The organism is Streptomyces sp. NBC_01591, assembly GCF_035918155.1.
Taxonomy (GTDB): domain Bacteria; phylum Actinomycetota; class Actinomycetes; order Streptomycetales; family Streptomycetaceae; genus Streptomyces.
Genome location: NZ_CP109327.1, coordinates 5,479,557 through 5,505,633, shown reverse-complemented (window position 1 = coordinate 5,505,633; position 26,077 = coordinate 5,479,557). Strand labels below are relative to the sequence as shown.

Sequence of the window (26,077 nt, the reverse complement as noted above, 5' to 3'; positions counted from 1 at the left end):
AGGCCTTCGCGGGGTGGATGCCGGGCAGAAGTGGAGTGAGCGCGGGCCGGTCCGGCGACCACGATCTCCGCAGGTCTCATTGCCAGAGGTCTTGACAACTTGATTGGTCTGGACCAGTTTATCGGCCAGCGGTGGCCACCGTTCCTCAACTCCATATCCCCTTCCTCTCCCCGTCACCTCCCGGACGGCCGGAGTACCGCCGGTCCACCCCGCCGGCTCGTCCCCCGGTACTCCCGGCAGGCATCCCCAACTCCCCCACGGAGGCAGCAAGTGGAACGTTCCCCCCTCAGCGGCCACAGAATCCACCGGCGCCGCGGCCGGGTCCGGCTCGGCGCCACAATGGCCGTCCTCGCGGCCGGCGCGCTGACCGCCACAGGCCTCGCCGGAAACGCCCAGGCGGCCGATATCAACGTCGCCAAGAACGCGGGCTTCGAGTCCGGGCTCGCCAACTGGTCCTGTACCGGCGGCAGCGGCGCCACCGTCTCCTCTCCCGTGCACGGCGGCACCGCCGCCCTCAAGGCCACCCCGTCCGGCCAGGACACCGCGCGGTGCACGCAGACCGTGGCCGTGAAGCCCGACTCGACGTACACGCTCAGCTCCTGGGTGCAGGGCGGGTACGCGTACCTCGGCGCGAGCGGTACCGGAACCACCGATGTGTCGACCTGGTCCCCCGGCTCCGGCGACTGGACGCAGCTCACCACCACCTTCAGGACGGGCCCGAACACCACCTCGGTCGACGTCTACACGCACGGCTGGTACGGGCAGGCCGCCTATCTGGTGGACGACATCTCGGTCAACGGCCCCGACGGCGGGGGCGGCACCGACCCGGAGCCGACCGTCCCGTCCGCCCCGGCCGGACTCGCGGTCGGCGCGACCACCTCCTCCTCCGCGGCCCTGTCCTGGAACGCGGTGTCCGGCGCGACCGGCTACACCGTCTACCAGGACGGCAAGAAGGCGACCACGACCACCGGGAGCTCGGCGACGGTCACGGGGCTGGCCGCCGACACGGCGTACCAGTTCGCGGTGACCGCCACCAACGCGGCCGGTGAGTCCGTCAAGTCCACGACGATCAGCGGGCGCACGGCCAAGGAGGGCGGCGGCAACCCCAACCCCGGCACCTCCGTCCCCAAGCACGCGGTGACCGGCTACTGGCAGAACTTCAACAACGGCGCGACCGTGCAGAAGCTCAGCGACGTGCCCGCGAACTACGACATCATCGCGGTCTCCTTCGCCGACGCCACGAGCACGCCGGGCGCCGTCACCTTCAACCTGGACACGGCGGGCCTGAACGGCTACACCGTCGACCAGTTCAAGGCCGACATCAAGGCGAAGCAGGCGGCCGGGAAGAACGTCATCATCTCGGTCGGCGGCGAGAAGGGGTCCGTCTCGGTCAACAGCGACGCCTCGGCAACCAACTTCGCCGACTCGGTGTACTCGCTCATCCAGGAGTACGGCTTCAACGGTGTCGACATCGACCTGGAGAACGGCCTCAACTCCACGTACATGACGAAGGCGCTGCGCTCGCTGTCGCAGAAGGCGGGCTCCGGCCTCGTCATCACGATGGCCCCGCAGACCATCGACATGCAGTCCACCGCGGGTGAGTACTTCAAGACGGCGCTCGGCATCAAGGACATCCTGACCGTCGTCAACATGCAGTACTACAACAGCGGTTCGATGCTGGGCTGCGACGGCAAGGTCTACTCGCAGGGCTCGGTGGACTTCCTCACCGCGCTCGCCTGCATCCAGCTGGAGGGCGGCCTCGACCCGTCCCAGGTCGGTCTCGGTGTGCCCGCCTCCACGAGCGGCGCGGGCAGCGGCTACGTACCGCCGTCGGTCGTGAACGCGGCCCTGGACTGCCTGGCCTCCGGCACCAACTGCGGGACGTTCAAGCCCTCGAGGACGTACCCGGGCATCCGCGGCGCGATGACCTGGTCGACCAACTGGGACGCCAAGTCGGGCAACGCCTGGTCGAACGCGGTGGGCCCGCACGTGCACGGCCTGCCGTAACCACCGGCCGGTATCAGTGACCAGCAGCGCCGCCGCTCCCCCGGCGGCGCTGCTGCATGTTCCGGGACCGGGACGGGGGCCAGGGGCCGGGGCCGGGTTCCGGTATCCGTGCCGGGCCTGTCCCGGACCGGCAACAGAGTGCCCGGGACTTCCTGCATTCCATGGCTGTTCGGGCGCGCACGTGGCACCGTTGTGGGGCTCGACGGTGATGTGACAGGGGGAGGGACATGGCCGGGGCGCGGGTGCAGGCACTGGGTGCGGACGATCCGGCGACGCTCGGACCGTACCGGCTGATCGGACGGCTGGCGTCCGGCGGCATGGGGCGGATCTATCTGGCCCGCAGCGGTGAGCGCGGCGGCCGTGGCCTCGTCGCCGTGAAGACACTGCTGGCCGAGGGGAACGTCAGCGAGACCGACCGGCGCCGCTTCGCCCGCGAGGTGTCGCTCGCCCAGCGGGTCGACAGCGCGTACACGGCGCGCGTACGGGACTCCGACGCGAACGCCGAGCGTCCCTGGATGGCCATCGACTACATCGCCGCGCCCCCGCTCTCCGAACTCGTCCGCACCTGCGGGGTGTTACCCGCGTCGGCCGTACGGTGGATCGCCGCCGGGACCGCGGAGGCACTGGTCACGCTGCACGGGGTGGGCATCGTCCACCGCGACGTGAAGCCGCAGAACGTGCTGCTGCCGCTGGACGGCCCCCGGCTCATCGACTTCGGCATCTCGCACGCCAGTGACCTCACGCTCACCGGTCTCACCCTCGGCACGATCGCCTTCACCTCGCCCGAACAGGCCCGCGGCGAGGAGTCGACCGCCGCGTCCGACGTCTACTCCCTGGGCGCCACCCTGTTCCTGCTCGCCACCGGGCGCCCGCCCTACGCCGCGGACGGCGACACGCTGCGGCTGCTGGCCCGCGTCCAGCGCGGCGAACTCGACCTCGGCGGACTGCCGAAGGAACTCGTCGCGACGATCCGCCCCTGCCTCGCCGCAGACCCGGCCCAACGCCCCGCGCCCGCCAACCTGCTCGCCCGCTTCCGCGAGGACCAGGCCGGCCTGCCGGCTTCCCACAGCGGTACCCGGTGGCTGCCACCGCGCTGGACGGAACTGATCGGCGCGTACGCGAACCAGGGCCTGGAACTCGCGAGCGGCGGCCGCCATACGGACCCGGCGGCCCTGACCGTCGACGAACGTACGAACGTGGTGCCGCCGCCCCGCCCGACGATGGTCTACACGGAGGAACGCAGGGCCCGCGCCGCCCGCGACCGCGCCCGCCGCGAACGTGCGCGGCAGGAGCTGGCGGCGCTCGCGGAGCTTGCGGAGCGGCAGCGGGCGGAGCAGGCCGAACGGGAGCAGGCGGAGCGCGAACAGGCCGAACGCGCCGAGCGCGCCGAACGGGAACGGGCTGAGCGCGAACGCGCGGAGGCCGCCCGCCGGGAGGCCGAGCGCGCCGAGGAGCGGAGACGGGCCGCGCAGGAGCAGGCCAGGCGGGAGCGGGCCGAAAGGCAGCGCGCCGAGCAGGCGGCCCGTGCCGCTCGGGTGCGCGCGGCCTCGTCCGCCAACGCCTCGCCCGCCGGGGGCACTACGCGCCCGGCGACCGCCCCCTCTTCGGGCGGCTCCTCGAACTGGGGCTGGCTGATCGCCATCGCCGTCGTCGTCGCCCTGGTGATCTGGCAGCCCTGGGACACCTCGGGGAAGGCGAGCGGCAGCGGCGGGTCCGCCTCCGGCACCAGCACGTCCGGCAGCAGCCTCGACACCCACTCCGACGACGAGATCACCGGCACCGATGACAACGAGAGCAGCAACGACTCCGGAGGTACCACGGACGACTCGGACAGCAGTGCCGACGAGCCGTCTCCGACCCCCACACCCACGCCCACACCGACCCCGACGCCGACCCCCACCCCGGACGCCACCGACCGGGCATTCCGCGCGGTGCGCGCCGGAGACTGCCTCAACGTGTACAGCGATGGGCACGGCGAGATGAGCGCCGAGGTCCCGGTCCGGGTCAACTGCCGCTCCTGGAACGCCTACATGCATGTCAACCGCGTCACCTCCCGGTCCGGAGCCTCCAGCTCCTGCGACACGGGGCAGGGCTTCACCTGGTGGCACAAGTCCGGTGAGGACGGGATCGGGAGAACGCTCTGCCTCGACCGGGTGTACCAGGTGGGCCAGTGCTTCCCCGCACAGGTCCAAGGGGCCGTCAGCGCCGATCTGACGGTGGTGCTGAGCTGCAACTCGTCGAGCGTCCCCCAGGCCGGCCAGTCGATCCTCCGGATCACCGGGTACTACCGGGCGCCCTCGGCCGGTACCAAGTGGACCTGCCCGGCAGGGCGCGGGGAGCGGTTCTGGTACTGGCAGGTGAACAAGGGCCGCAGCATCATCTGCGCATCGGCAGCCTGACCAACGCCGACAAGGTGCCCGTCGCGGGCCAGTCGATCGCGCAGATCACCGGCTACTACCGGGCACCCAAGTCGTACAGCGGCCGAATCTGTCCGACGAACGGCGGGCAGCGCTACTGGTACTGGAAGGTGGACGGCAACAAGAACATCATCTGCGTCAGCCAGGCCTGAACCGGCCCGAACCGAACGAGAGGCTCTGGATCACCAGGCCACGGACCCGGGCGCCGTGCCGTGCGTGGTGGTGCGGGTGCGGGTGCGGGTGCGGCAAGTGGATCAGCTGGATCAGCCGAGTACCGCGAGCGCGTCGATCTCGATGAGCAGGCCCTTGGGGAGGCCGACGTAGACCGTGGTGCGGGCGGCGGGAGCCGCCTTGAGGTTCTGCTCGCCGAAGTAGGAGTTGTAGATCTCGTTCATCTCGGCGAAGTGGTCCACGTCCGTGAGGTAGACGCGCATCATCATCACGTCGTCCCAGCTCGCGCCGCCCTCCTCCAGGATCGCCTTGACGTTGGCGAAGGTCTGGAGGGTCTGCTCGCGCAGCGTCGGACCGGCGGGGGTCGGGGCCTGGCCCTCGACGGCGGGCAGGAAGCCGACCTGGCCGGCGACCTGGAGGATGTTCCCCTTCTTCACCCCGTGCGAGAACTTCGCGGGGGGCGTGGTGTGAGTGCTCGGGGTGAGGGCGATCTTCTCGGTCATGGCTGTTCAGGCTTTCTTGGGTCGGGTGGTGCCGGAGTACTCCCGGCTGATGGAGTCGGCGGTGCGGCGCACCAGCGGGAGCAGGGTGAGGAGTTCCTCGGCCGTGACGACGACATTGGGTGCGGAGACCGACATCGCGGCGACGACCCGCCCGTCCGCCCCTCGGATGGGGGCGCCGATGCAGTTGATCGACTCCTCGTGGCCGCCGAGGTCGGTGGCCCAGCCCTGTTCGCGGACGACGGTGAGTTCCTTGAGGAAGGCGCCGGCGTTCGGGGTCGAACGGGACGTGTACATGGGGTAGTCGAGCTTCTCGGCGACGGCGCGCCGTTCGGGCTCGGAGAGGTCGGCGAGGAGCAGCTTCGCGACGGCGGCGACGGTGATCGCGACGGGCTTGCCGATCCGCGAGTACATCCTGACCGGGTAGCGGCTCTCGACCTTGTCGATGTAGAGGACCTCCTGCTCCTCGTACACCGCGAGATGCACGGTGTGACCGCAGCTCTCGTTGAGTTCGACGAGGTGGGGGTGGGCGATCTCCCGTACGTCGAGGTTCTCGACGGCCTCCTGCGCAAGGGCGAAGAGGCGGGCGCCGAGGCGGTAGCGCTGGTCCTGCTGGCGGTAGACGAGTCCGTGTTCGTGGAGTGTACGGAGCAGGCGCAGCGCCGTGGACTTGTGGACGCCGAGCCGCTCGGCGACCTGGCCGAGGTCTGCGGGCCCCTGGGCGAGCAGCGGCAGGATGCTCAGCGCCCGGTCGACGGTCTGACTCATGTCGTACGTACCTCCTGGTCGTCCCCCGTCCACCCGGGGCCGAGACGAAGTCTCCCCCAGGCGTCGTCGTCCAGTGCGGCAAAGGAGTCGGCGTGAGCGCGGGCCGGTGGGACGGTGAGGTCGCCGGGAACGGTGAGGACGGCGGCGGCCATGAGGTGTCCGTGCCGGACGCGGTCGCGTACGGGGAGGTCGCGCAGGGTCGCGGAGAGGAACCCGGCGGCGAAGGCGTCGCCCGCGCCGACGGGGGCGACGACATCCACGCGGAGGGCGGGGACGGTGGTGACGCTCTCGGCCCCGGAGAAGACCGTCGCTCCGTCGGATCCCCGCTTCACGACCAGTACGGACGGCTCCGGCAGCGCCGCGCGGATCGCCTCCGCGCCCGTCACCCCCCATGCCTCCTCCGCCTCGTCCTCGCCGACGAAGACCAGGTCGCTGCGGCGGGCCAGGTCGAGGAGCACCTCGGGGGACGCGGCGGCGTCGCGCCACAGGCCCGGCCGGTGGTTGACGTCGAAGGAGAGCAGCGGGCGGCCCGGCCGGGGCGCGGTGAGGTCGTGGAGCAGGGCCAGGCAGTCGGCGGAGAGCGCCGCGGTGATGCCGGACAGGTGCAGGACCCGGGTCGCGGGCAGCGTCCCGTACGGGATGTTCCGCGGGGACATCGCGGACGCGGCGGACCCGGCCCGGTAGTAGGCGACCTCGTGCACATCGGCGGCCCGGTCGGTCGCGGTGCGGAAGTAGATCCCGGTGGGGCGCGACGGATCGCGCCGCACGCCGGAGGTGTCGACCCCGTAGCCGGCGATCGCCTCGACGAGGTGGTCGCCGAAGCCGTCCTCGCCGACCCGGCTGACCCAGGCCGCCCGGTGCCCGGCGGCGGCCAGCGCGCAGGCGACATTGGACTCGGCGCCGCCGATGCCGCGGCCGAAGGAGGGTACGTCGGCGAGGCGTCCGGGCTGCGACGGCAGGAACGTCACCATGGACTCGCCGAGGCAGACGACTTCGGCGGCCGTGGCGGCGTCGGCGGTCCTGGCCGGGGTTCCGGACACTCGGGGCTCCTCGCGGGTTCGGTGATGCGGTTCGGGGCGTGGCGGGGGTTGCACGCCATTGACCCGGCGTCGGCTCGGATGTTAGACAGCGTTAAGCGATATACGCAATGGGTGTTGCACATGATGCAACGACGACTTCGATCGAGGAGGCCCCCTTGGCCGCCGACCGTCCTGTGTCCGGACTCGCCGACGAGCTGGTCGACCACCGCTTCAAGGCGCTCCCGCCCGACGCGGAGGGCCTGACCGTCGGCGCCCTCGCCGCCGAGCGGCGCAACCTCTTCACGGGCGGCTTCACCACCCCGGTGCTCGCCCTGTCCGCCGAGTCGGTCGAGCACAACCTCGCCCTCCTGGAGACGTACGCGGAGCGCCACCGGCTCGCGTTCGCCCCGCACGGCAAGACCTCCATGTCCCCGCAGCTCTTCGCCCGCCAGCTGGAGTACGGCGCCTGGGGCATCACCGCGGCCGTGCCGCACCAGGCGCGGGTCTACCGGGCGTACGGAATCCGGCGGATCTTCCTCGCCAACGAGCTCGTCGACGCCGCGGCCCTGCGCTGGCTCTCCGGCGAGCTGGACTCCGACCCGGAGTTCCGCTTCATCTGCTACGTCGACTCGGTGCGCGGCGTGGAGCTGATGGACGAGGCGCTGCGCGCGGCGGGCGCCTCCCGCGCCGTCGACGTCGTGGTGGAACTGGGCGCGGGCGAGGGTGCGCGCACCGGCGTCCGTACCGAGGCCGAGTGCGCGGCGGTGGCCGACGCGGTGGCGGCGACCGGGACCCTGCGCCTGGTGGGCGTGGCCGGTTACGAGGGCGAGGTGCCGGACGCGTCCGGCGAGCGGGTACGGGAGTGGCTGCGCCGGCTCGTCGCGCTGGCCGTCGACTTCGACCTCACGGGGCGCTTCGCGGCGTCCGGCGAGCAGATCGTGATCAGTGCGGGCGGCAGTGCGTGGTTCGACGCGGTGGCGGAAGTGTTCGCGGAGCTCCCGGAGCTCTCCGCGCCGGTGCTGAAGCTGCTGCGCTCGGGGGCGTACGTCTCGCACGACGACGGCCACTACCGCCATCTGACCCCGTTCAACCGGGTGCCGGAGGAGGGGACGCTGCAGCCCGCCTTCCGGCTGTGGGCGCAGGTCGTGTCGCGCCCGTCGGCCGAGCAGGCGTTCCTCAACGCGGGGAAGCGGGACGCGGCGTACGACCTCGACCTGCCCAAGGCGCAGGTCGTGCGGTCCGGCCGGGACGGCGCGGTCCGGCCCGCGGCGGGTATCTCGGTCAGCGGTCTGTCGGACCAGCACACGTGGGTGCGTACGGAGCCGGGCGCGGAGCTGGAGGTCGGTGACTGGGTGGGGATGGGCCTGTCGCATCCGTGCACGAGCTTCGACAAGTGGCAGCTGATTCCGCTGGTCACGGCGGATGGGACGGTCACGGACTACATCCGCACCTTCTTCTGATGCCTGCGGGGGGAGCTGCCCTGCGGGGCTTTTCCCCTCCCCGCCCCTTCCCGTAACCGGGGGCTCCGCCCCCGGACCCCCGCTCCTCAATCGCCGAAGGGGCTTGAATTGGAGCCCCCATGGACCTGGTCATCCGCAACGCCCATGTCGTCGACGGCACCGGCAGCCCCGGTCACCGTGCCGATGTGGCCATCGCCGACGGCCGGATCGCCGAGATCCGCCCCGAGGGCTCCCCCGGCCCGCGCCCCTCCGCCCGCCGCACGCTCGACGCCGACGGGCTCGCCCTCTCGCCCGGCTTCATCGACATGCACGCGCACAGCGATCTCGCGCTGCTCCGCGATCCGGACCACAGCGCCAAGGCCGCGCAGGGCGTCACGCTCGAAGTCCTCGGTCAGGACGGCCTGTCGTACGCCCCGGTCGACGACCGGACACTCGCCGAGGTCCGCCGGTCCATCACCGGCTGGAACGGCAACGGCGACGACATCGACTTCGACTGGCGCACGGTCGGCGAATACCTCGACCGGCTGGACCGCAACTTCGACGGCCGGGGCATCGCGGTCAACGCCGCCTACCTCATCCCGCAGGGCACGGTCCGGATGTACGCGGTGGGCTGGGAGGACCGCCCCGCCACCGAGGCCGAGCTGACCCGGATGAAGGAACTCGTCGCCCAGGGCATGGCGGAAGGCGCGGTCGGCATGTCCTCCGGGCTCACGTACACCCCCGGCATGTACGCGAACGACGCCGAACTCACCGAACTGTGCCGGGTGGTGGCCGAGCACAACGGCTACTACTGCCCGCACCACCGCTCGTACGGGGCGGGCGCGCTCGGCGCGTACGAGGAGATGGTGCAGCTCACCAGGAACGCGGGCTGCGCCCTCCATCTCGCCCACGCCACCATGAACTTCGGCGTGAACAAGGGCAAGGCCCCCGATCTGCTCGCCCTGCTCGACCACGCCCTCGACGCGGGCGCCGACATCTCCCTCGACACCTACCCGTACACCCCCGGCTGCACGACCCTCGTCGCGATGCTGCCGAGCTGGGCGGGCGAGGGCGGCCCCGAGTCGGTGCTCACCCGGCTCGCGGACGACGCGACGGCGGAACGGATCCGGCACCACATGGAGGTACTGGGCTCGGACGGCTGCCACGGCGTGCCGATCGAGTGGGACACGATCGAGATCTCCGGGGTCGGCGTGCCCGCTCTCGCCGACCATGTGGGACGCACGGTGGCCGAGTCCGCCCGGCTGCGCGGCGAGGCGCCCTGGGTGACCGCGCGCAGGCTCCTCGTCGAGGACCGGCTCGGCTCCACGATCCTCCAGCACGTGGGCCACGAGGAGAACGTGCGGCAGATCATGCGCCACCGGGTCCACACCGGAGGCAGCGACGGCATCCTCCAGGGCGACAAGCCGCACCCGCGCGCCTACGGCACGTTCCCGCAGTATCTCGGCCGTTACGTACGGGAGTTGGGCACCCTGTCGCTGGAGGAGTGCGTCACCCACCTCACCTCGCGCCCGGCGCGGCGGCTGCGCCTGACCGACCGCGGGTACGTCCGCGAGGGCTACCGGGCCGACCTGGTCCTCTTCGACCCGGGGACGGTGGCGGCGGGCTCCACGTTCGCTGAGCCGCGTACGTTGCCGGTCGGCATCCCGCACGTACTGATCGACGGCCGCTTCGTCATCGAGGACGGCCGCCGGACCCAGGAACTGGCGGGCCGGTCCGTCCGGGGAACGGGGCGCGCTGCCGGGTAGCGCATCCCGGCCCTCACTCCCCCGCCTGCTCCTTCGCCCAGGCCAGGTCCTCCTCGGTCGGGGCGTCGTCCTGGGTGAGGCTGCGCCGCCAGTAGCCGCTGAACTCCACGGCCGCCCTGGGCAGCCCGCGCTCCTCGACCAGATGGCGGCGCAGGGCCCGCACCGCCCCGGCCTCACCGGCCAGCCACGCGGCCCCGGGCCCGGCGGGCAGCCGGGCCGCCCGCACCGCGTCGGGCAACGACCCGCCCCGGTCCCGGTGCACCCAGTGGACGGCCACGTCACCGGGCGAGCCGAGCGGCTGCTCCTCCGCCGCGTCGGCGACCTCGACCCAGGCGAGCGCCCGCGCCCCGGCCGGCAGGGACTCCAGCAGGGTCCCGATCGCGGGGAGCGCCGTCTCGTCGCCGGCCAGCAGCAGCCAGTCGGCGGCGGGCAGCGGCCGGGCGTACAGCGACGACGGGCCGACCATGCCGAGCACATCGCCGGGTCGCGCGCCCCGGCCCCAGCGGGCGGCGGGCCCTTCGTCGCCATGCAGCACGAAGTCGACCGTCATCACGTCCGGTCCACGGTCGTACGCGCGAACGGTGAAGCTCCGCATCAGCGGACGTTCGGGCTCGGGGATCGCGAGGTACGCCTCGTACCACCGCATGCCGTACGTGTCGTCGGCGTCCGGCTCCGGCAGCCGGGGCACCCCCTGCCCCTCCCTCGGGAAGCAGAGCTTCATCTGCTGGTCGGGCCGGTCCTCCATCAGCTCCGCCAGCGCGTCCCCGGTGAAGGTGACCCGTGCCGTCCGCGGAGTGATCCGCTCCACGCCGACGACCCGTACGTACGACACGGTCAACGCCTGCCCCATCGCGGCTCCCGCCCTCTCCGACTGATAGTTTATGCCGTAAGGAATTACCCGGGCGAAGTTACTTTACGGCGTAAGGAGTCGCAAGTGGTGGTCTTTGCCGGACAGGGCGACGCCCGCCGTTCGATGTCCCTGCTGTGGCGCGCCGACCGGCCCGAGCAGCGGGGCCGGCGCCCCGGTCCCGGCCCCAGACCGGGGCTGAGCGTCGACGCGATCGTGACCGCCGCGATCGCCGTCGCGGACGAGGACGGCATGGCCGCGCTCTCGATGCGCGCGGTGGGCGAGCGGCTCGGCCGTACCGCGATGGCGCTCTACACCTACGTCCCCAGCAAGGGCGAGCTGCTGGACCTGATGTACGACGCGGTCCACGCCGAGCTGACCACGGAGTACGAAGGCACCGGCAACTGGCGGGCAGGGCTGACCGATTGGGCGCGGGACACACTCGAATTCCACCTCCGCCACCCCTGGGTGCTCCAGGTCTCCCAGGCCCGCCCGGTCCTCGGCCCGCACGAGTACGCGGGGCTGGACACCCTCGTACGCCTGCTGACCGCGACCGGCCTCGAAGCGCACCTGCTGCGGCGGCTGGTCGGCACGCTGTCCCACTTCGTTCGCGGCTGCGCCGGCACGGTCGCCGAGGCGCGGCAGGCCGCGGCGGCGACGGGCGAATCCGACGAGGAGTGGTGGTTGGCCCGCTCGGCACTGCTGGGCGAGGTGGCGCCCGACTTCGCGGACCGCTATCCGAGCCTGATGGCGATGGAGACCGGGTCCGCCCCGCAGCCACCGGCGTCGGCGTCGGCGTCGGCTCCCGGCGAGGAGGCGGTGCCGTACCTGGAGCGAGAGGCCCGGGAGATGTTCGACGTCGGTCTCGGGGTACTGCTCGACGGGATCGAGACGGCGATCGGCCGCACGACGACGCCATGAACCGCGAACCGCGAACCGTGAAACACGCGTCGCCGCCGCGATGCCCGGTGTCGGGCATCGCGGCGGCGACGGGTTCAACAGCCGTGACCTGTCACGGCTTGGGCAGGGCACACCCCGCACGGTCGAGGTCGAACTTGTTGCCGGTGCCGATGCACGGCACGATGCCGTACGTCTCCTGGGCGTAGTTGATGCCCTCGCGCACCGTCACATTGCCGTCCTCGTCGACCTCGCACGGGTTGTTGTCCGTGCACTCCTGGCCGTCCTCGTTTCCGGTGTTGTTGACGGCGACGACCTTGCCGGTCGCGTTGTCGATCACCGGGGAGCCGGACGTACCGCCGATGGTCTGGCAGGCGGAGGTGTAGCGGACCGAGTCCTTCCAGGTCCACTCCCCTTCCTTGAGGCGGTAGACGAAGCCGTCGACGTTGCAGGAGTACGTGCGCTTCCAGTAGCCGGACACGACGGTGATCGCGGTGCCCTGGACCGGGTGCGCGGTGTTGAGCTCCAGCGCCTTGATGCCGTAGTCGCCCTCGATCTCGGCGTAGGTGCTGGTGAGTTCGTACACCGATATGTCGGTGTCGGTCATCGTCCCGTACGCGATCTTGCTGGCCCGCAGGGTGCCGACGCCGCTGCCCGAGGCGTTCAGCAGGGTGAAGCTACGGGTGGACGGCTGGTCGAACACGACCTCACCGGGGCCCGGGAATCCCGTCTCCATGCAGTGCCCGTTGGAGAGCACGAGCGCGGGGTCGTCGGGCTGGGAGTCGGGGGTGCGGACGACGGAGCCGGAACAGTTGCTGAGCGCCACGGTCCCGGCGAAGTTGACCGCCTTGGGCCTGGCCTTCTCCTTGACCGTGCTGGGCGCCGCCGCTTCGTGGCCGGTTGACGCGGTTGCGGGCGCGACGCCTGCCCCGAGGAGCAGGACAGCGAACAGCGCACCGACGAGAGGCTTCTTCATGTGGGGGTCCCCTCAAGTGACCTGGGCAGGGTCCTGATGGCCCCTGCCCACCGAAGTTCCCTTCGGATTTGACATGCGCATGTTGGCGCACTGGAGGGGTCCCCACAAGGGGCGGTTTCAAGCCGTCAGGCCCAGGGCTGTCAGGCGGCGTCCGGCTCCACCGGGATCCACAGCTCCGCCGCGCTCTCCCCCGCGACCGGTGACGGCCGGACCCGCAGGATCTCGGGACCGGGCCTGCTCCGGTACGGATTGGACGGGAACCACTGGGTGAACACGTCCCGCCACAGGTACTGGAGCGCCTCGGGGAAGGGCCCGGAGTTCTCGAAGACGGCCCAGGTGCCCGCCGCGACCACCAGCACATCCAGGCCATCGGGCGCCTCCGCACCCGTCACCACGGCGTGGTAATAGTCGAGTTCGGTCCCCTCCGCACGGTTCTCCGCGAGGTTGTCGCTCACCTGGACGATGCCCTCGGGCTGCTGATCGGACAGCGCCGCGATGCGCGCCACGGTCTCCTTGTCGATGCCCCGGATGAACTCGGCGATGGCCGGGTTGACCCCCTCGTGCACGAGGGGAACCCGCGCCTTCTTGCCCACCACACGGAACTCTTCCTTCGTCACGATCCGGTACTCCATGCTGCTGCTCCCTTCGACCACGAGACGGAAGGACATCCGGGGCTGGGACCGCAGAACCGCACCGGCCCGCCGGGCCTCGCCCGGACCGACGCCGTGCATGGCACGGAACGCCCGGGCGAACGCCTCGCCCGAGGAGTAGCCGTAACGCACGGCGACCTCCAGCAGCGTCCGCTCCCCATTCAGCACCTCGGCGCCCGCGAGCGTCAGCCGCCTGCGCCGGACGTACTCCGACAGCGGCATCCCGGCCAGCGCGGAGAACATCCGCCGGAAGTGGTACTCCGACGTCATGGCGATCCGGGCCAGCTCGGCCGGTTCGATCCGCTGGTCGAGACGACACTCGATGTACTCCATGGCCTGGTTCAGCTTCTCCAGCACCCCGGCCTCCTTCCCTTACGGACACTCACGTTAGGAAGAGTGCACCCCGGCCCACCCGACACTCTGTGCCCGGATCGGTCTGGTCGGCCGGGTCGGTCGCGGCGGTGCGCCGAAGCGGGCCGGTTCGGTGCGGTACGGTGCGGTGCCTCAGTGCCTCGCGGCCCGGCCGTCCGCCCGCGCAGCCTTGAGCACGTCGTACCCGACGAAGTCGAACATCCGGTGCCCCGACGCGAGTTCGCGCGGCTCACCGGTGAAGCGGTGTGCACCGACGCCGTACCCCGCGTCCGGTTCGGACAGCCACTGTCGCTCGAAGCCGCGCTCCTCGAACCAGCCACAGACCAGCGGCACCCGGTCGGGCGCGGCGCGGTTCCGCGTCCAGACGACGGTGCCGCCGGGCCTGCACAGCCGGGTGCAAGTGTCGATGGTGCGCTCGATGTCGGCGTCGACGATGTTGCCGAACACACCGCAGACCAGCACGAGATCGGCCGGTGCCAGATCGAGGTAGTGATCGATGAGCGAGGCGTCGCCTGTCACCACATCCACCTGCGTAAGCCCTGCATTGCGGGCCAACTCCCTTGCCAGCGCGGTGTTTCCGGGGTCAAGCTCCACCAGTCGGGCCCGGAGGTCGTCGCGCCGGGGGTGGTCCGCCAGCACACCGACGAGGTCGCGTCCCTGGCCGGCGCACACGCTGATCGCCCGCAGCGGCCCGGGGGGTGCGGTGTCCAGGGCGTCCCGGATCCGGTCCTCGACGGCCCGCAGCCGCCGCGCCAACCACGAATCGGGCGCATCGTATGCGTCGTGCCACGCCTGCCAGTCCATGGCCGGGACCCTACGGCGGGGGCGCCCGGCACGTCATGCGAGTTCTGGGGAGGGTGACTGTCGTACCCGGCTGGCAGACTGCCGCCATGACTGATGCCGTGAAGGGTCCCGCCGGCTATTTCCCCTCGATCGAGAAGCAGTACGGCCGTCCGATCGCAAAGTGGAAGGACCTGATCCGGTCCTCGCCGCTGACCAAGCACATGGAGATCGTCGGCTGGCTCAAGGCCGAGCACGGCCTGGGGCACGGCCACGCCAACGCGCTGGTCGCGCACACCCTCGCCGAGGACAAGAACAAGTAACCCCACCGCCCGTCAGGGCCTCCCGAGGTCGGTGCCCCACCGCCCGTCAGGACCTCGGACCAGGACCCGAGGACCAGGACCGTCACGCCTCCCGCCCCAGGCGGTCCACCGCCCCGGTTGCGTACGGTCGGCACATGACCTCCGACCGCGCCGCCGATCACGGCCCCCGCCCCGTTCCCGGCCTCGACCTCGACGCCTATCTCGCCCGCATCGGCTGGACCGGGGAGCGTCGGCCCACCGCCGACGTACTGCGCTCCGTGCACCGGGCACACTCGCTGGGCATCCCGTTCGAGAACCTGGACCCCGTACTGGGCAGGGCACCCTCGCTCGCGCTCGCGGACCTGGAGGCGAAGCTCGTACGCGGTGGGCGCGGCGGGTACTGCTACGAGCACAACACGCTGCTCGCCGCCGCGTTGACCGCGCTGGGCTTCAGAATCACGCTGCTCTGCGCGCGGGTCGTGGTGGGAGCCGGGCCCGGGGACATCCGGCCGCGCACACACATGCTGATGCTGGCCGAGGTGCCGGGCGAGCCGACCCCGTATCTGGCGGATGTCGGCTTCGGCTCCCGCGGTGCGCTGCTGGAGCCGATCCCGCTGGTCGCCGACGCCGAACTGCACGACACTCCGCGCCGCCACCGGCTCGTGAACACCCCGCACGACGGGCCGCTGGAGCAGTGGGAGCTCGAGACGTACACCGCCGACGGGATGTGGGAGCCCCAGTACGCCTTCACGCTGGAGCCCTTCGAGGCGCCGGACTACGAGGTGATCAACTGGCACATCGCGACCAACCCGCGCTCCCCGTTCAAGCACCAGGTGTACGTCCAGCGCACCACCCCCGACGCCCACCTGTCGCTGACCGGCCGCACCCTCGCGATCACGGCACCGGACGGCACCCGCGAGGAACGGGAGCTGGCGGACGGGGCCGAGGTGCTGCGCGTACTGGCGGCCGACTTCGGCATCCACCTCCCCTCGGGCACCCGGCTGCCGGAGCAGCGGGAGCCGTGAAGCGCCGTGGCGCATCTCACCCGTCGGCGTCCGTCACGCCTGAATTCCACCGGATTCGAAGCCCCGCCCCCGTCCACGCCCGGCGTTCCCACGGTCCCGGGCAGTGGGCGCATGGCTATGGAAGACGGGGCGGGAGGGCAGGGTTACCCGGGTGGGGCAACCGGAAGGGAAAGTCCGGGCAACAGGCGCAACGCGGTCGTAAGCTCCCAGACATGCAGGTCATCCAGTCCACGAAGCTCGCCAACGTCTGTTACGAAATCCGGGGCCCCGTGCTCGAGGAGGCGATGCGGCTGGAAGCAGCCGGTCACCGCATCCTCAAGCTGAATACCGGCAACCCTGCCGCATTCGGCTTCGAGTGCCCGCCCGAGATTCTCGAGGACATACTGCGCAACCTCTCCGGGGCGCACGGCTACGGCGACGCGAAGGGGCTGCTGTCCGCGCGGCGGGCGGTGATGCAGCACTACCAGACCAAGGGGATCGACCTCGATGTCGAGGACATCTACCTGGGCAACGGCGTCTCCGAGCTGATCCAGATGTCGATGCAGGCGCTGCTCGACGACGGCGACGAGGTCCTCGTACCGGCTCCGGACTATCCGCTGTGGACCGCTTCGGTGTCGCTGGCCGGCGGCACGGCCGTGCACTACCGGTGCGACGAGCAGTCCGACTGGATGCCGGACCTCGCCGACATCGAGCGGAAGATCACCGACCGCACCAAGGCCCTCGTGATCATCAACCCGAACAACCCGACGGGTGCGGTGTACGACGACGAGATGCTGCGCGGGCTGACGGAGATCGCCCGGCGCCACAACCTGGTGGTCTGCTCCGACGAGATCTACGACCGGATCCTGTACGACGGCGCGACCCACACCCCGACCGCGACGATCGCGCCCGATCTGATGGTGCTCACCTTCAACGGGCTCTCCAAGAACTACCGGGTGGCCGGCTACCGGTCGGGTTGGCTGGCGGTCTGCGGTCCGAAGGCGCACGCCTCCTCGTACATCGAGGGGCTGACGATCCTCGCCAATATGCGGCTGTGCGCCAACATGCCCTCGCAGCACGCCGTGGCCACCGCGCTGGGCGGCCGGCAGTCCATCAACGACCTGGTGCTTCCCGGCGGGCGGATCCTGGAGCAGCGGGATACGGCTTACGACCTGCTGACGCAGATCCCGGGTGTGACCTGTGTGAAGCCGAAGGGGGCGCTGTACCTCTTCCCGCGCCTCGATCCCAAGGTCTACAAGATCAAGGACGACCGGCAGATGGTGCTCGATCTGCTGCGGGCCGAGAAGATCATGGTCGTGCACGGTACCGGGTTCAACTGGCCGGAGCCCGACCACTTCCGGGTCGTGACGCTGCCGTCGACCGAGGACCTGGCGGACGCGGTGAACCGGATCGCGCACTTCCTGGACGGATACGGCCAGCCCTAGCACCCCTGCCGACGGGCATTTCGCGGGACCAGGAATCGATCGCAGACAACTTTAGACTGAATCCAAGGTAGGATGGTTCCACTGCAACACCAGGAGGCCATCCATGTACGAACCGATCCGCACCAAATCGGTCCACACACCGGCCGACCACGCCGACGACTTCCCGCACCGTTCCCGCGAGGAAGAGCTGGACATCCAGCTCGCCGGGCACCTGGCCGCGCTCCTCGCGGTCACCGACGAGCTGGGCCTCGGAGAGGCGGGCGACCGCATCGCCGAGCAGGTCGCCAGGTTGCGCGGCGCGCCGCCCGCCCGGCACGCCGGCCGGACCGACGCACCCGCACCGGCGCTGCACCGCCGCGCCCATGCCCTCGCGGGCCGCGCCCTGGTGGTGGCCGCGTCCCGTGCCGACACGGCCGTCGCGATCCTCGCGGCCGAGCGCATGGACGCCCACACCGCGGCGCTCGCCGCCGCCCCCGCTGCCTCGACGCGACTGGTCGGCGCCCACTGACGGCCCCGGTCCACGTGCCGTCGAGGCGCGTGGACCGGGTGCCACCCGGTTGCCCCACACGACCGCCCGCACAGCCCCCGGTCAGGCCCCCGGTCAGGCGTCCACGAGTACCTTCGAGCTCAGCTTGCTCTGCGCAAATTCGAGGTTGCGGGCCACGCGGTCGCGTTGGTCGAGGGGCAGCTTGCCGCTTCTGAGGAGGCGTTCGGCGCAGCGCTGCGACTCCTCGTATTCGCCGATCCAGTAGGCGGCCACGGCGAGTTCGTCGAGTGCGCGCCAGTCGTACCATTCGGACTCGACGAACAGGATGTCCTTCGGGTACGGAATCTGCGCCGCTTGCCGCGCGAACATGTACGCAAGCGGCCAGCGCTCCCCGTTCGTGCGGCACAGGCGTGCGAGTTCACCGAGGGCTTCGGCGCGCGAGGGGCGGCTTTCGTGCGCGCGAAGGTAGCGGTCGATCACCTCGGCCGGCGGCCGGTCGAGCTCCACCGCGCGCCGTGCGGCGTAGAGATGGGCACAGAAGACTTCCTCGGCGAAGCCGCCCATGCCCGCCCGGCGGTCGTAGGCGGCGAGTGACTTCTCCGGCTCTCCGGCATCGCGCCAGCTCTGGGCGAGGTAGAAGACGTAGCGGGAGTTGTCGGGTTCCTTGATCAGACCCTGCTGAAGGGTCTCGGCATCGCGCAGGTATTTCTTCCGCTGCCCCTCCCCCCTCAGGCGTGCTCCGCCGCCCACCGAGAGGATGTTGGCGCCTTTCAACGTCCCCAGGCTGTACGACGTGCCGCAGTCGATGTACTCGTGCAGGACGCCGACGTAACGCCAGGGCAGCCGGGTCGAGACCAGCGCAGGGCGATAGTGGATGATGGGCGCGTTGTGCAGTGCGACGCGATAGGCGTCATGGGTCAGCTCGGGCATGCGGAAGCCGGGCTGCACCTCCATCAGATCGTCGGCGTCGATGAACAGCAGATAGTCCGCCGCGCCACGTGCCAGATCGATCGCCTCGCTGCGACTCCCGTCGTATCCCTTCCAGGGACTTTCGTACAGGGAGCCGGGCAGATCGCTGTAGATGTCACGGATGACGTCCTGGGTGCCGTCGGTCGACCCCGTGTCCAGGATGACCCAGGTGTCGATCAAAGGGCGAACGGATTCGAGGCAGCGCCGGATGACCGGGGCCTCGTCCTTGACGATCATGTTCAGACAGACTGTTGGTTTCACAGGTTTCACCCAACTCTGTGCGCCAAATGGCTGAAATGGAACGGTACTTGAATGCGCAACACATTCATGCAGCCGTGTCACGGACACAGTCATAACGCCGCCGCATTGCCGCCCGGGACAACCACGGACAGACAATGCCGCCATTCGCCTGATCGGCTCCAGGCAGGACGTTCACAAACCGATAATCCAGGTCGCACACCGACCGGCGTAGGAACGGAACGCCAATGGATCTCTTATGGGGCCCTTACGCTGAGCCATTGCGTTGATCGATCCGCATTTCGCTCATCCGCGTTGCGCGCACTGTCGAAAGATCCCAAAGAAGGCTCGAAGGAGCTTCCGACGAATCCAATCGTTTCCCCAAGGAGTAATACAGATGAGTCCTGAAAACGGGACCCGATCCGAGCTGGGCCCGCTTCCCCGGCGCAGCAAGTGGCTCGCCGGCAGTGCGGTGGCATCGCTGGCCATCGTGACGCTCGGCTTCGCCAGCCCCGCGCTGGCGGCCACCGCGAGCTCGCACTCGGCCACGGTGACCACGGTGGGCGCGCAGGGCGGCGACAAGTGCAGGGACGGGGGGAAGCGCGCCGGCGCTCCCGACGTCCAGGCCGACAAGGGCAAGGACAAGGACAAGTGCAAGGAGGGTAAGCCTGGTCCCACCGGCCCCACCGGCCCCACCGGGCCCAAGGGCGACACCGGGCCCAAGGGCGACACCGGCGACACCGGGCCGGAGGGCCCCCAGGGCGACACCGGAGCCACGGGCGCCACCGGAGCCTCGGGAGGCACCGGAGCCACGGGCGCCACCGGAGCCACCGGAGCCACCGGAGCCACCGGAGCCACCGGAGCCACGGGCGCCAGCGGTCCCAAGGGCGACACCGGCGACACCGGTCCCAAGGGCGACACCGGCGACACCGGTCCCAGCGGGTGCGGCACGGACATCGACTCCATCCTCTCCAACAGCACTGAGGAATTCAGCGTCTTCCTGTCGCAGGGGATCACGTACGGGGGCCACCGTGACGACCCCCAGACGGGGACCTACGACTTCGAGGACCTCACCACGACGGAGCAGAACCCCGGCTACCCCGACCCCGCCACTGTCTGTGCCGCCACCATTTCGTCCCTGGGTCAGGTGACGAACTTCAAGGTGATCACCGTGGACGGCTTCATCTACGAGCTCCAGTGCGTATCCAACGGGGTGACCCTCGACTGCGGCAGCCCCGAGAACCCGGTGCCCTGGAACCCCCTCGCCCTCAACGAGGTGCCGAGCGGACCGTTCGTGGCCCAGAACCCGCCGGACGCGAACCAGGCGACGGACCAGGCGGCCGGCAGCGAGAAGACGGCGCAGCAGTACCTGGACGCGCTCAACCTCGATCTCGGGCTGACGCCGGGCACCGTCCTGCGTGGTGCCGAGGCCGAGAAGGGACTCGCGAAGATGCAGTAGTGGTCCTGACCTCGTCGGGATCCCTCTGAAGTGTGCCGTGCCCCGGGTGATCGGGGCACGGCACACGTGCGTGGCGGAACGGCTCTCGTCAGACGCGCACCCGTACCGTCGCCGACGCCGTCGATCCGCTGTGCAGGGCGTCACCGGCGTAGCCGACCTCGTACGTCACCTGGCCGGTGGCCCGGGGCAGGTCGCTGATGGTGAACGTGCCGTCGGCTGCGACGGCGGCCGAGGTCAGTGTGCCGGTGCCCCTTCGGTCGGTGCGCACCACGGAAACCGTGATCCCGGCGGGGAGCGCGCGCCCCTGACCGGTCAGGGTGCCGGTGATCGTCAGCCCGGCGCTCTTCGTCGCCTCCGCCGGGGCCGTGAGGGCGATGGTGGTCGGGGCCTTGGCCACCGCGACGGTGAGTGCGGTGTCCTCGGCCGGGCGGTGGGTGATGTCACCGGTGAACGAGACGGTGTAGGTGGCGTCGCCGACCAGCGACGGAACGTCGAGGACGGTGAACGATCCGTCGGCGTCGACCTCGACGGGGGCGAGCTTGCGGTCGCCGTTCGCGTCGTGCCGTACCGCCGACACCCTGACCGGCTCGGCGGGCGCGGGCCCGTCCAGCTCCAACCGGCCCCTGATCCCGACCGGCTCGCCGACGACGGGCTGTCCCGGGGTGGTGGAGAGCGCGCCGGTGAAGCGGGAGTCGTACTGGGCGGCCGGGGGCTGGATGACATGCAGCCAGAACTCGTTGCCGTACGTGTTGGCGGTGACGGCGAACAGGCGTGAGCCGTCCTTCGACCAGCCGAGCCCGCGCGGCGCGATCCGGTCCCCGTCGAGCGCGCCCTCGAAGGCGAATTCCAGCGGAGCCGTTCCGGCCGCCGGGTCCGCCGGCTGCACGAGCAGGTCGACCGTGCTCCCGGTCGCGTCGGCGCCCCGGGCCATGTAGGTGCCGTCGCCGCTGAAGGCGACCGCGGACGCCTTGGCTCCCTCGGGCAGCGGCTGGTACGCGACCGGCGCGTCGGACAGGTCGGCGGCGTCCAGCAGCCGGGTGCCGTACGCGGCATCGGCGACGGCGATCCGCCGGCCGTCGGGGGACTGCGCCACGTCCTTCATGTCGAGGGCTCCTTGGCCCTCGGCGTCCGCGAACCGGCGCTCCGGTCCGCGCACGAGCGTGTCGCCGCTCGCGTCGAGCGTCGTGAGGAACGGGTCGGCCTCGCCGGGGCTGCGGGTCTGCGCCATCACGATGCGGTCCGGGACCTCGGGGCCGCTCGTCAGACGCAGGCGGCCCGCGCCGTTCCATCCGGTGTTCGTGGACTGGCTCCCGTTCGCGCCGTACAGCCAGGTCGTGGCGGTGTCACAACCGGAGTAGTACGGCGTCTCGGTGTGCCACTCCTTGCCGCCCGCGAAGGCGACATCGCGCGGGCAGCCCACGTCGGCCGCGGTGAAGGTGAAGTTGGTGCGTTCCTGCGTCACGGTGTCGAACGCGAGGATGCCCGAGGACTGCGAGACGTAGAGCGTCCCGCTGTCCGCGCTCAGGGCCATCCCGGACGGTGCGGTGCCGGTGGGCAGCGAACCCACCTTCTGGCCCAGGAAGTTGTAGACGTGGACCTGGTTCGCGACCCGGTCCCGGCGGTCGTCCGTGATGTAGACCCGTTCGTGCACCGAGTCGACGACCATGGCCGAGTACGACGAGATGGGCAACTTGGCCACGGTGTCACCGGCCACCGGGCCGTCGGCCGCGAGGGCGGCGGGTGGAGCGAGGGCGGTGAGCCCCGCGGTGCCGAGCGTCAGCGCGGCCAGCGTGGCCGCGATACGTCCGTGGTGCTGGTGCTTTCTCAACTGAGTCCCCCACAGGCTCTGTTGGTCTCCGGCCGACCGAGCCGGAGACATGTGAAGGAACATCGAATCTTGTGGAGGTGATGTGCGCAAGAGTGGGGCGATGCCTGGCCGTTCTTCACGAAAAGGACAGGAAGGGCAGGAAGGGCGCGAAAAGGGGCGGCCCCCGGAATCGTGAGGGGATTCCGGGGGCCGTACCGCGGCGGGCTTGTTGACCCCACAGGTCAGGGCGGATGTCCGAGGCCCGGCCGCGGGGCGTGCGGGGCGCACCCGCGCGGGGTGCGCCGGGGGGGCGTCAGCCGAGCCGGGCGACCAGCGCGCGGTACTCGTCCCACAGCTCCTTCGGCGTGTGGTCGCCGAAGGTGTTGAGGTGCTCGGGGACCAGCGCCGCCTCCTCGCGCCAGACCTCCTTGTCGACATTGAGCAGGAAGTCCAGGTCGGACTCGGAGAGGTCCAGGCCCTCGGTGTCGAGGGAGCCCTTGGCCGGCAGGATGCCGATCGGGGACTCGACGCCCTCGGCCTTGCCTTCGAGGCGCTCGACGATCCACTTCAGGACGCGGCTGTTCTCGCCGAAGCCGGGCCACACGAACTTGCCCGCGTCGTTCTTGCGGAACCAGTTCACGTAGTAGATCTTCGGGAGCTTGGCCTGGTCCTTGTCGGCACCGACCTTGACCCAGTGGTTCATGTAGTCGCCCATGTTGTAGCCGCAGAACGGCAGCATGGCGAACGGGTCGCGGCGCAGCTCGCCGACCTTGCCCTCGGCTGCGGCGGTCTTCTCGGAGGCCACGTTGGCCCCGAGGAAGACGCCGTGCTGCCAGGTGAAGGACTCGGTGACCAGCGGGACGGCCGAGGCGCGGCGGCCGCCGAAGAGGATGGCCGAGATCGGCACGCCCTTCGGGTCTTCCCACTCGGGCGCGATGATCGGGCACTGGCCGGCCGGGACGGTGAAACGGGCGTTGGGGTGGGCGGCCGGGGTGTCGGACGCGGGCGTCCAGTCGTTGCCCTTCCAGTCGGTGAGGTGGGCCGGAGCGGTCTCCGTCATGCCCTCCCACCACACGTCGCCGTCGTCGGTGAGTGCGACGTTGGTGAAGACCGAGTTGCCCCACATGGTCTTCATGGCGTTGGCGTTGGTGTGCTCGCCGGTGCCGGGCGCGACGCCGAAGAAGCCCGCCTCCGGGTTGATCGCGTACAGCTGGCCGTCCTCGCCGAAGCGCATCCAGGCGATGTCGTCGCCGATGGTCTCCACGGTCCAGCCGGGGATCGTCGGCTCCAGCATGGCGAGGTTGGTCTTGCCGCAGGCGGACGGGAAGGCCGCCGCGACGTACTTCGCCTCGCCCTGCGGCGGGGTCAGCTTGAGGATCAGCATGTGCTCGGCGAGCCAGCCCTCGTCACGCGCCATGACGGAGGCGATGCGCAGCGCGTAGCACTTCTTGCCGAGCAGGGCGTTGCCGCCGTAGCCGGAGCCGTAGGACCAGATCTCGCGGTCCTCGGGGAAGTGCGAGATGTACTTGGTGGTGTTGCACGGCCACGGAACGTCCTCCTGGCCCTCCTCCAGGGGCGCGCCCAGCGTGTGGACGGCCTTGACGAAGAAGCCGTCGGTGCCGAGCTCGTCCAGGACGGCCTGTCCCATGCGCGTCATGGTGCGCATCGAGACGGCGACGTACGCGGAGTCGGTGATCTCGACACCGATCGCGGAGAGCGGGGAGCCGACGGGGCCCATGCAGAACGGGACGACGTACATCGTGCGACCACGCATCGAGCCGCGGAAGACACCCTTTTCACCGGTAAAGATGGCCCGCATCTCGGCGGGGGCCTTCCAGTGGTTCGTCGGACCCGCGTCCTCCTCCTTCTCGGAGCAGATGAACGTGCGGTCCTCGACGCGGGCGACATCGCTCGGGTCGGACGCGGCGTAGTAGGAGTTCGGGCGCTTGGTCTCGTCCAGCTTCGTGAACGTGCCCCTGGCCACGAGCTCCCCGCACAGGCGCTCGTACTCGGCCTCGGAACCGTCGCACCAGACCACCTGGTCCGGCTCGGTTATCGCTGCGATCTCGTTCACCCAGGAAATGAGCTCCTGGTGGTCGGTGGGGACAGTGAGGGGAGCCGCGATGTCGCGCGCCACGATCGCTCCTTGATGAGGGTGTCTGTTTGGTAGTTGCCCCGTGGGGGCTGCGACCCGGATGCTTCTACCCCTTCGAATCCCGTTGGCGCTCATCCGGTGCCGACCGCACTCATTTGATCATCCGACCGTTTCGCCCATATGTCCAGGGGACCGCACACGTGAGCATTGCCACTCGTATTCGTTACCTACGGTTGCGTAGGTACGATGCGGGAATGACTGCTGCCGCCGCCGCGCCCGCGCCCGCCGGGCTGGAACCAGCCGAGTCCGACACCGTCCCGGTGAAGCCACGGATGCGCGGCTGGCTGCATGCCGGAATGTTCCCCGCGGTGATCGTCGCGGGGGTGGTGCTGATCGCGTTCACGGACAGCGCCATCGGCCGGATCGCGTGCGGCATCTACACCCTGACCGCGTGCCTGCTCTTCGGCGTGAGCGCGCTCTACCACCGGGGCACCTGGGGTCCGCGCGGCGAGGCGGTGCTCCGCCGGCTCGACCACGCCAACATCTTCCTGATCATCGCGGGCACCTACACCCCGCTGACCCTGCTGCTGCTCCCCGAGTCCACCGGGACACCGCTGCTGTGGGCGGTCTGGGCGGCCGCCACCGCGGGGATCGCCTTCCGGGTGTTCTGGGTCGGCGCCCCGCGCTGGCTCTACACGCCCTGCTACCTGGCGATGGGCTGGGCCGCGGTCTTCTTCCTGCCGGACTTCATGCGGACCGGCGGGATCGCCGTGCTGGTGCTGGTCGTCGTCGGCGGGCTGCTCTACAGCGCCGGGGGCGTCATCTACGGCATCAAGCGCCCCAACCCCTCCCCGCGGTGGTTCGGCTTCCACGAGGTGTTCCACTCGCTGACCCTGGCGGCCTTCGTGGTGCACTACGTCGGCATCTCGCTGGTGGCCTACAACCACCACTGAGCACCGTTCCCGAACGGTGCCGGCGGCCCGCCGATGCCCGACAATGACGACCATGGCCGCCACCTCCCGTACCCCTTCCGTTTCCGCTCCGGAAGCACCTCCGCAGCTGGGGCTGCGCGAGCGGAAGAAGCTCCGGACCCGGATCGCGATCCGGCAGGCCGCGTACCGGCTGATCGCCGAGCAGGGGTACGACGCGACGACGGTGGAGCAGATCGCGGAGGCGGCCGAGGTGTCGCCCAGCACCGTCTTCCGGTACTTCCCGGCCAAGGAGGACATCGTCCTCTCCGACGAGTACGACCCGGTCCTGGCAGCCGCCCTGCGCGGCCGGCCGGCCGGTGAGCCGCCGCTGGAGTCGCTCCGGCACGTCCTGACCGGGGCGCTCGCGGCGTTCCTGGCGACCGGGGAGGAGGAGCTCCGGCAGCGCACCCGGCTGATGGTGGAGGTGCCGGCGATCCGGGTCCGGATGGCGGAGAGCATGTCCGGCACCGCCGAGGTGCTGGCCGACGCGCTCGCCACCCGCGGCGGCCGCGCCCCCGGCGACCTGGCGGTCCGGGTGTCCGTCGCGGCGGTGCTGGGCGCGCTGCGCGAGGTGACGCTGTACTGGGGCGAGCACGGTCAGCAGGGCGACCTCGTCGCGATGGTCGACCAGGCGCTGGACACCCTGGAGGGCGGCCTGCGGCTGTGACCGGGGGCCGGAGCGGCCCCCGGTC

The 26,077-nt window shown here is 70.7% G+C and carries 23 protein-coding genes; 13 read left to right on the top strand and 10 right to left on the bottom strand.

Annotated features, from left to right (window positions below; translation table 11 throughout):
* Positions 1-270 precede the first annotated feature (270 nt).
* From OG978_RS25750 to OG978_RS25740, 3 genes are all read left to right on the top strand, one after another.
* A complete protein-coding gene (locus OG978_RS25750) occupies positions 271-2,007 on the top strand; it encodes a chitinase (protein ID WP_442817747.1) in 1,737 nt (578 codons plus the stop codon).
* A 227-nt stretch (positions 2,008-2,234) separates the two neighbouring features.
* Complete coding sequence (locus OG978_RS25745; RefSeq protein WP_326767468.1) at positions 2,235-4,406, top strand: serine/threonine-protein kinase; 2,172 nt, start codon at positions 2,235-2,237, stop codon at positions 4,404-4,406.
* A 14-nt stretch (positions 4,407-4,420) separates the two neighbouring features.
* Positions 4,421-4,576 carry a hypothetical protein gene (locus tag OG978_RS25740; protein ID WP_326767467.1) on the top strand — a complete coding sequence of 52 codons (156 nt, stop codon included), beginning with the start codon at positions 4,421-4,423 and terminating at the stop codon, positions 4,574-4,576.
* A gap of 111 nt (positions 4,577-4,687) precedes the next feature.
* Here OG978_RS25740 and OG978_RS25735 read toward each other — a convergent pair whose 3' ends face one another.
* The 3 genes from OG978_RS25735 to OG978_RS25725 are packed head-to-tail and all read right to left on the bottom strand — an operon-like array spanning position 4,688 to position 6,903.
* Complete coding sequence (locus OG978_RS25735; RefSeq protein WP_124716700.1) at positions 4,688-5,098, bottom strand: RidA family protein; 411 nt, start codon at positions 5,096-5,098, stop codon at positions 4,688-4,690.
* A 6-nt stretch (positions 5,099-5,104) separates the two neighbouring features.
* On the bottom strand, positions 5,105-5,863 hold the full coding sequence (locus tag OG978_RS25730; RefSeq protein WP_326767466.1) for an IclR family transcriptional regulator: 759 nt from the start codon (positions 5,861-5,863) through the stop codon (positions 5,105-5,107).
* Positions 5,860-6,903 (bottom strand): sugar kinase, encoded by a 1,044-nt coding sequence (locus tag OG978_RS25725; RefSeq protein ID WP_326767465.1) that lies wholly within the window; start codon positions 6,901-6,903, stop codon positions 5,860-5,862. Before OG978_RS25725 ends, OG978_RS25730 begins: the two co-directional genes overlap by 4 nt.
* A 107-nt stretch (positions 6,904-7,010) precedes the next feature.
* On the opposite strand from OG978_RS25725, the gene OG978_RS25720 reads away from it, so the two are divergent.
* The gene (locus OG978_RS25720) at positions 7,011-8,342 is read left to right on the top strand and encodes an alanine racemase (RefSeq protein ID WP_442817746.1); all 1,332 of its coding nucleotides are present in this window, start codon (positions 7,011-7,013) and stop codon (positions 8,340-8,342) included.
* Between the two features lie 119 nt (positions 8,343-8,461).
* Positions 8,462-10,087 carry an N-acyl-D-amino-acid deacylase family protein gene (locus tag OG978_RS25715; protein WP_326767463.1) on the top strand — a complete coding sequence of 542 codons (1,626 nt, stop codon included), beginning with the start codon at positions 8,462-8,464 and terminating at the stop codon, positions 10,085-10,087.
* A gap of 13 nt (positions 10,088-10,100) precedes the next feature.
* On the opposite strand, the gene OG978_RS25710 is transcribed toward OG978_RS25715, so the two are convergent.
* Complete coding sequence (locus tag OG978_RS25710) at positions 10,101-10,937, bottom strand: siderophore-interacting protein (protein ID WP_326767462.1); 837 nt, start codon at positions 10,935-10,937, stop codon at positions 10,101-10,103.
* 84 nt (positions 10,938-11,021) lie between these two features.
* Between OG978_RS25710 and OG978_RS25705 the strand changes: the two genes are divergently transcribed.
* Complete coding sequence (locus OG978_RS25705; protein WP_326767461.1) at positions 11,022-11,855, top strand: TetR/AcrR family transcriptional regulator C-terminal domain-containing protein; 834 nt, start codon at positions 11,022-11,024, stop codon at positions 11,853-11,855.
* A gap of 91 nt (positions 11,856-11,946) precedes the next feature.
* Here OG978_RS25705 and OG978_RS25700 read toward each other — a convergent pair whose 3' ends face one another.
* The 3 genes from OG978_RS25700 to OG978_RS25690 all read right to left on the bottom strand — a co-directional run bounded on the left by OG978_RS25700 (position 11,947) and on the right by OG978_RS25690 (position 14,633).
* On the bottom strand, positions 11,947-12,807 hold the full coding sequence (locus OG978_RS25700) for a S1 family peptidase (RefSeq protein WP_326767460.1): 861 nt from the start codon (positions 12,805-12,807) through the stop codon (positions 11,947-11,949).
* A gap of 140 nt (positions 12,808-12,947) precedes the next feature.
* Positions 12,948-13,814: an AraC family transcriptional regulator gene (locus OG978_RS25695; protein WP_326767459.1), complete on the bottom strand. Its 867-nt coding sequence runs from the start codon at positions 13,812-13,814 to the stop codon at positions 12,948-12,950.
* Between the two features lie 147 nt (positions 13,815-13,961).
* The gene (locus OG978_RS25690; RefSeq protein ID WP_326767458.1) at positions 13,962-14,633 is read right to left on the bottom strand and encodes a class I SAM-dependent methyltransferase; all 672 of its coding nucleotides are present in this window, start codon (positions 14,631-14,633) and stop codon (positions 13,962-13,964) included.
* Positions 14,634-14,719: 86 nt separating this feature from the next.
* Here OG978_RS25690 and OG978_RS25685 point away from each other — a divergent pair, with 86 nt between their 5' ends.
* The 4 genes from OG978_RS25685 to OG978_RS25670 all read left to right on the top strand — a co-directional run bounded on the left by OG978_RS25685 (position 14,720) and on the right by OG978_RS25670 (position 17,868).
* The gene (locus tag OG978_RS25685; RefSeq protein WP_326767457.1) at positions 14,720-14,932 is read left to right on the top strand and encodes a DUF4287 domain-containing protein; all 213 of its coding nucleotides are present in this window, start codon (positions 14,720-14,722) and stop codon (positions 14,930-14,932) included.
* A 134-nt stretch (positions 14,933-15,066) separates the two neighbouring features.
* Positions 15,067-15,936 carry an arylamine N-acetyltransferase family protein gene (locus tag OG978_RS25680; RefSeq protein WP_326767456.1) on the top strand — a complete coding sequence of 290 codons (870 nt, stop codon included), beginning with the start codon at positions 15,067-15,069 and terminating at the stop codon, positions 15,934-15,936.
* 212 nt (positions 15,937-16,148) lie between these two features.
* The gene (locus OG978_RS25675; protein ID WP_326767455.1) at positions 16,149-17,360 is read left to right on the top strand and encodes a pyridoxal phosphate-dependent aminotransferase; all 1,212 of its coding nucleotides are present in this window, start codon (positions 16,149-16,151) and stop codon (positions 17,358-17,360) included.
* A gap of 103 nt (positions 17,361-17,463) precedes the next feature.
* Entirely contained in the window at positions 17,464-17,868 is a 405-nt protein-coding gene (locus tag OG978_RS25670) for an SCO4983 family protein (protein ID WP_326767454.1), read from the top strand.
* A 93-nt stretch (positions 17,869-17,961) separates the two neighbouring features.
* Here OG978_RS25670 and OG978_RS25665 read toward each other — a convergent pair whose 3' ends face one another.
* Entirely contained in the window at positions 17,962-19,158 is a 1,197-nt protein-coding gene (locus OG978_RS25665; protein ID WP_326767453.1) for a tetratricopeptide repeat-containing glycosyltransferase, read from the bottom strand.
* 292 nt (positions 19,159-19,450) lie between these two features.
* Between OG978_RS25665 and OG978_RS25660 the strand changes: the two genes are divergently transcribed.
* Positions 19,451-20,512, top strand: a complete 1,062-nt coding sequence (locus OG978_RS25660; RefSeq protein ID WP_326767452.1) for a hypothetical protein — start codon at positions 19,451-19,453, stop codon at positions 20,510-20,512.
* A gap of 88 nt (positions 20,513-20,600) precedes the next feature.
* On the opposite strand, the gene OG978_RS25655 is transcribed toward OG978_RS25660, so the two are convergent.
* Both OG978_RS25655 and OG978_RS25650 read right to left on the bottom strand, forming a co-directional pair.
* Positions 20,601-22,340, bottom strand: coding sequence for an Ig-like domain repeat protein (locus tag OG978_RS25655; protein ID WP_326767451.1), 1,740 nt, complete (start codon positions 22,338-22,340; stop codon positions 20,601-20,603).
* A 292-nt stretch (positions 22,341-22,632) separates the two neighbouring features.
* The gene (locus OG978_RS25650) at positions 22,633-24,456 is read right to left on the bottom strand and encodes a phosphoenolpyruvate carboxykinase (GTP) (protein WP_326767450.1); all 1,824 of its coding nucleotides are present in this window, start codon (positions 24,454-24,456) and stop codon (positions 22,633-22,635) included.
* 212 nt (positions 24,457-24,668) lie between these two features.
* Between OG978_RS25650 and trhA the strand changes: the two genes are divergently transcribed.
* The gene (gene trhA, locus OG978_RS25645) at positions 24,669-25,367 is read left to right on the top strand and encodes a PAQR family membrane homeostasis protein TrhA (RefSeq protein ID WP_326767449.1); all 699 of its coding nucleotides are present in this window, start codon (positions 24,669-24,671) and stop codon (positions 25,365-25,367) included.
* 52 nt (positions 25,368-25,419) lie between these two features.
* Entirely contained in the window at positions 25,420-26,052 is a 633-nt protein-coding gene (locus OG978_RS25640) for a TetR/AcrR family transcriptional regulator (RefSeq protein WP_326767448.1), read from the top strand.
* Positions 26,053-26,077 lie beyond the last annotated feature (25 nt).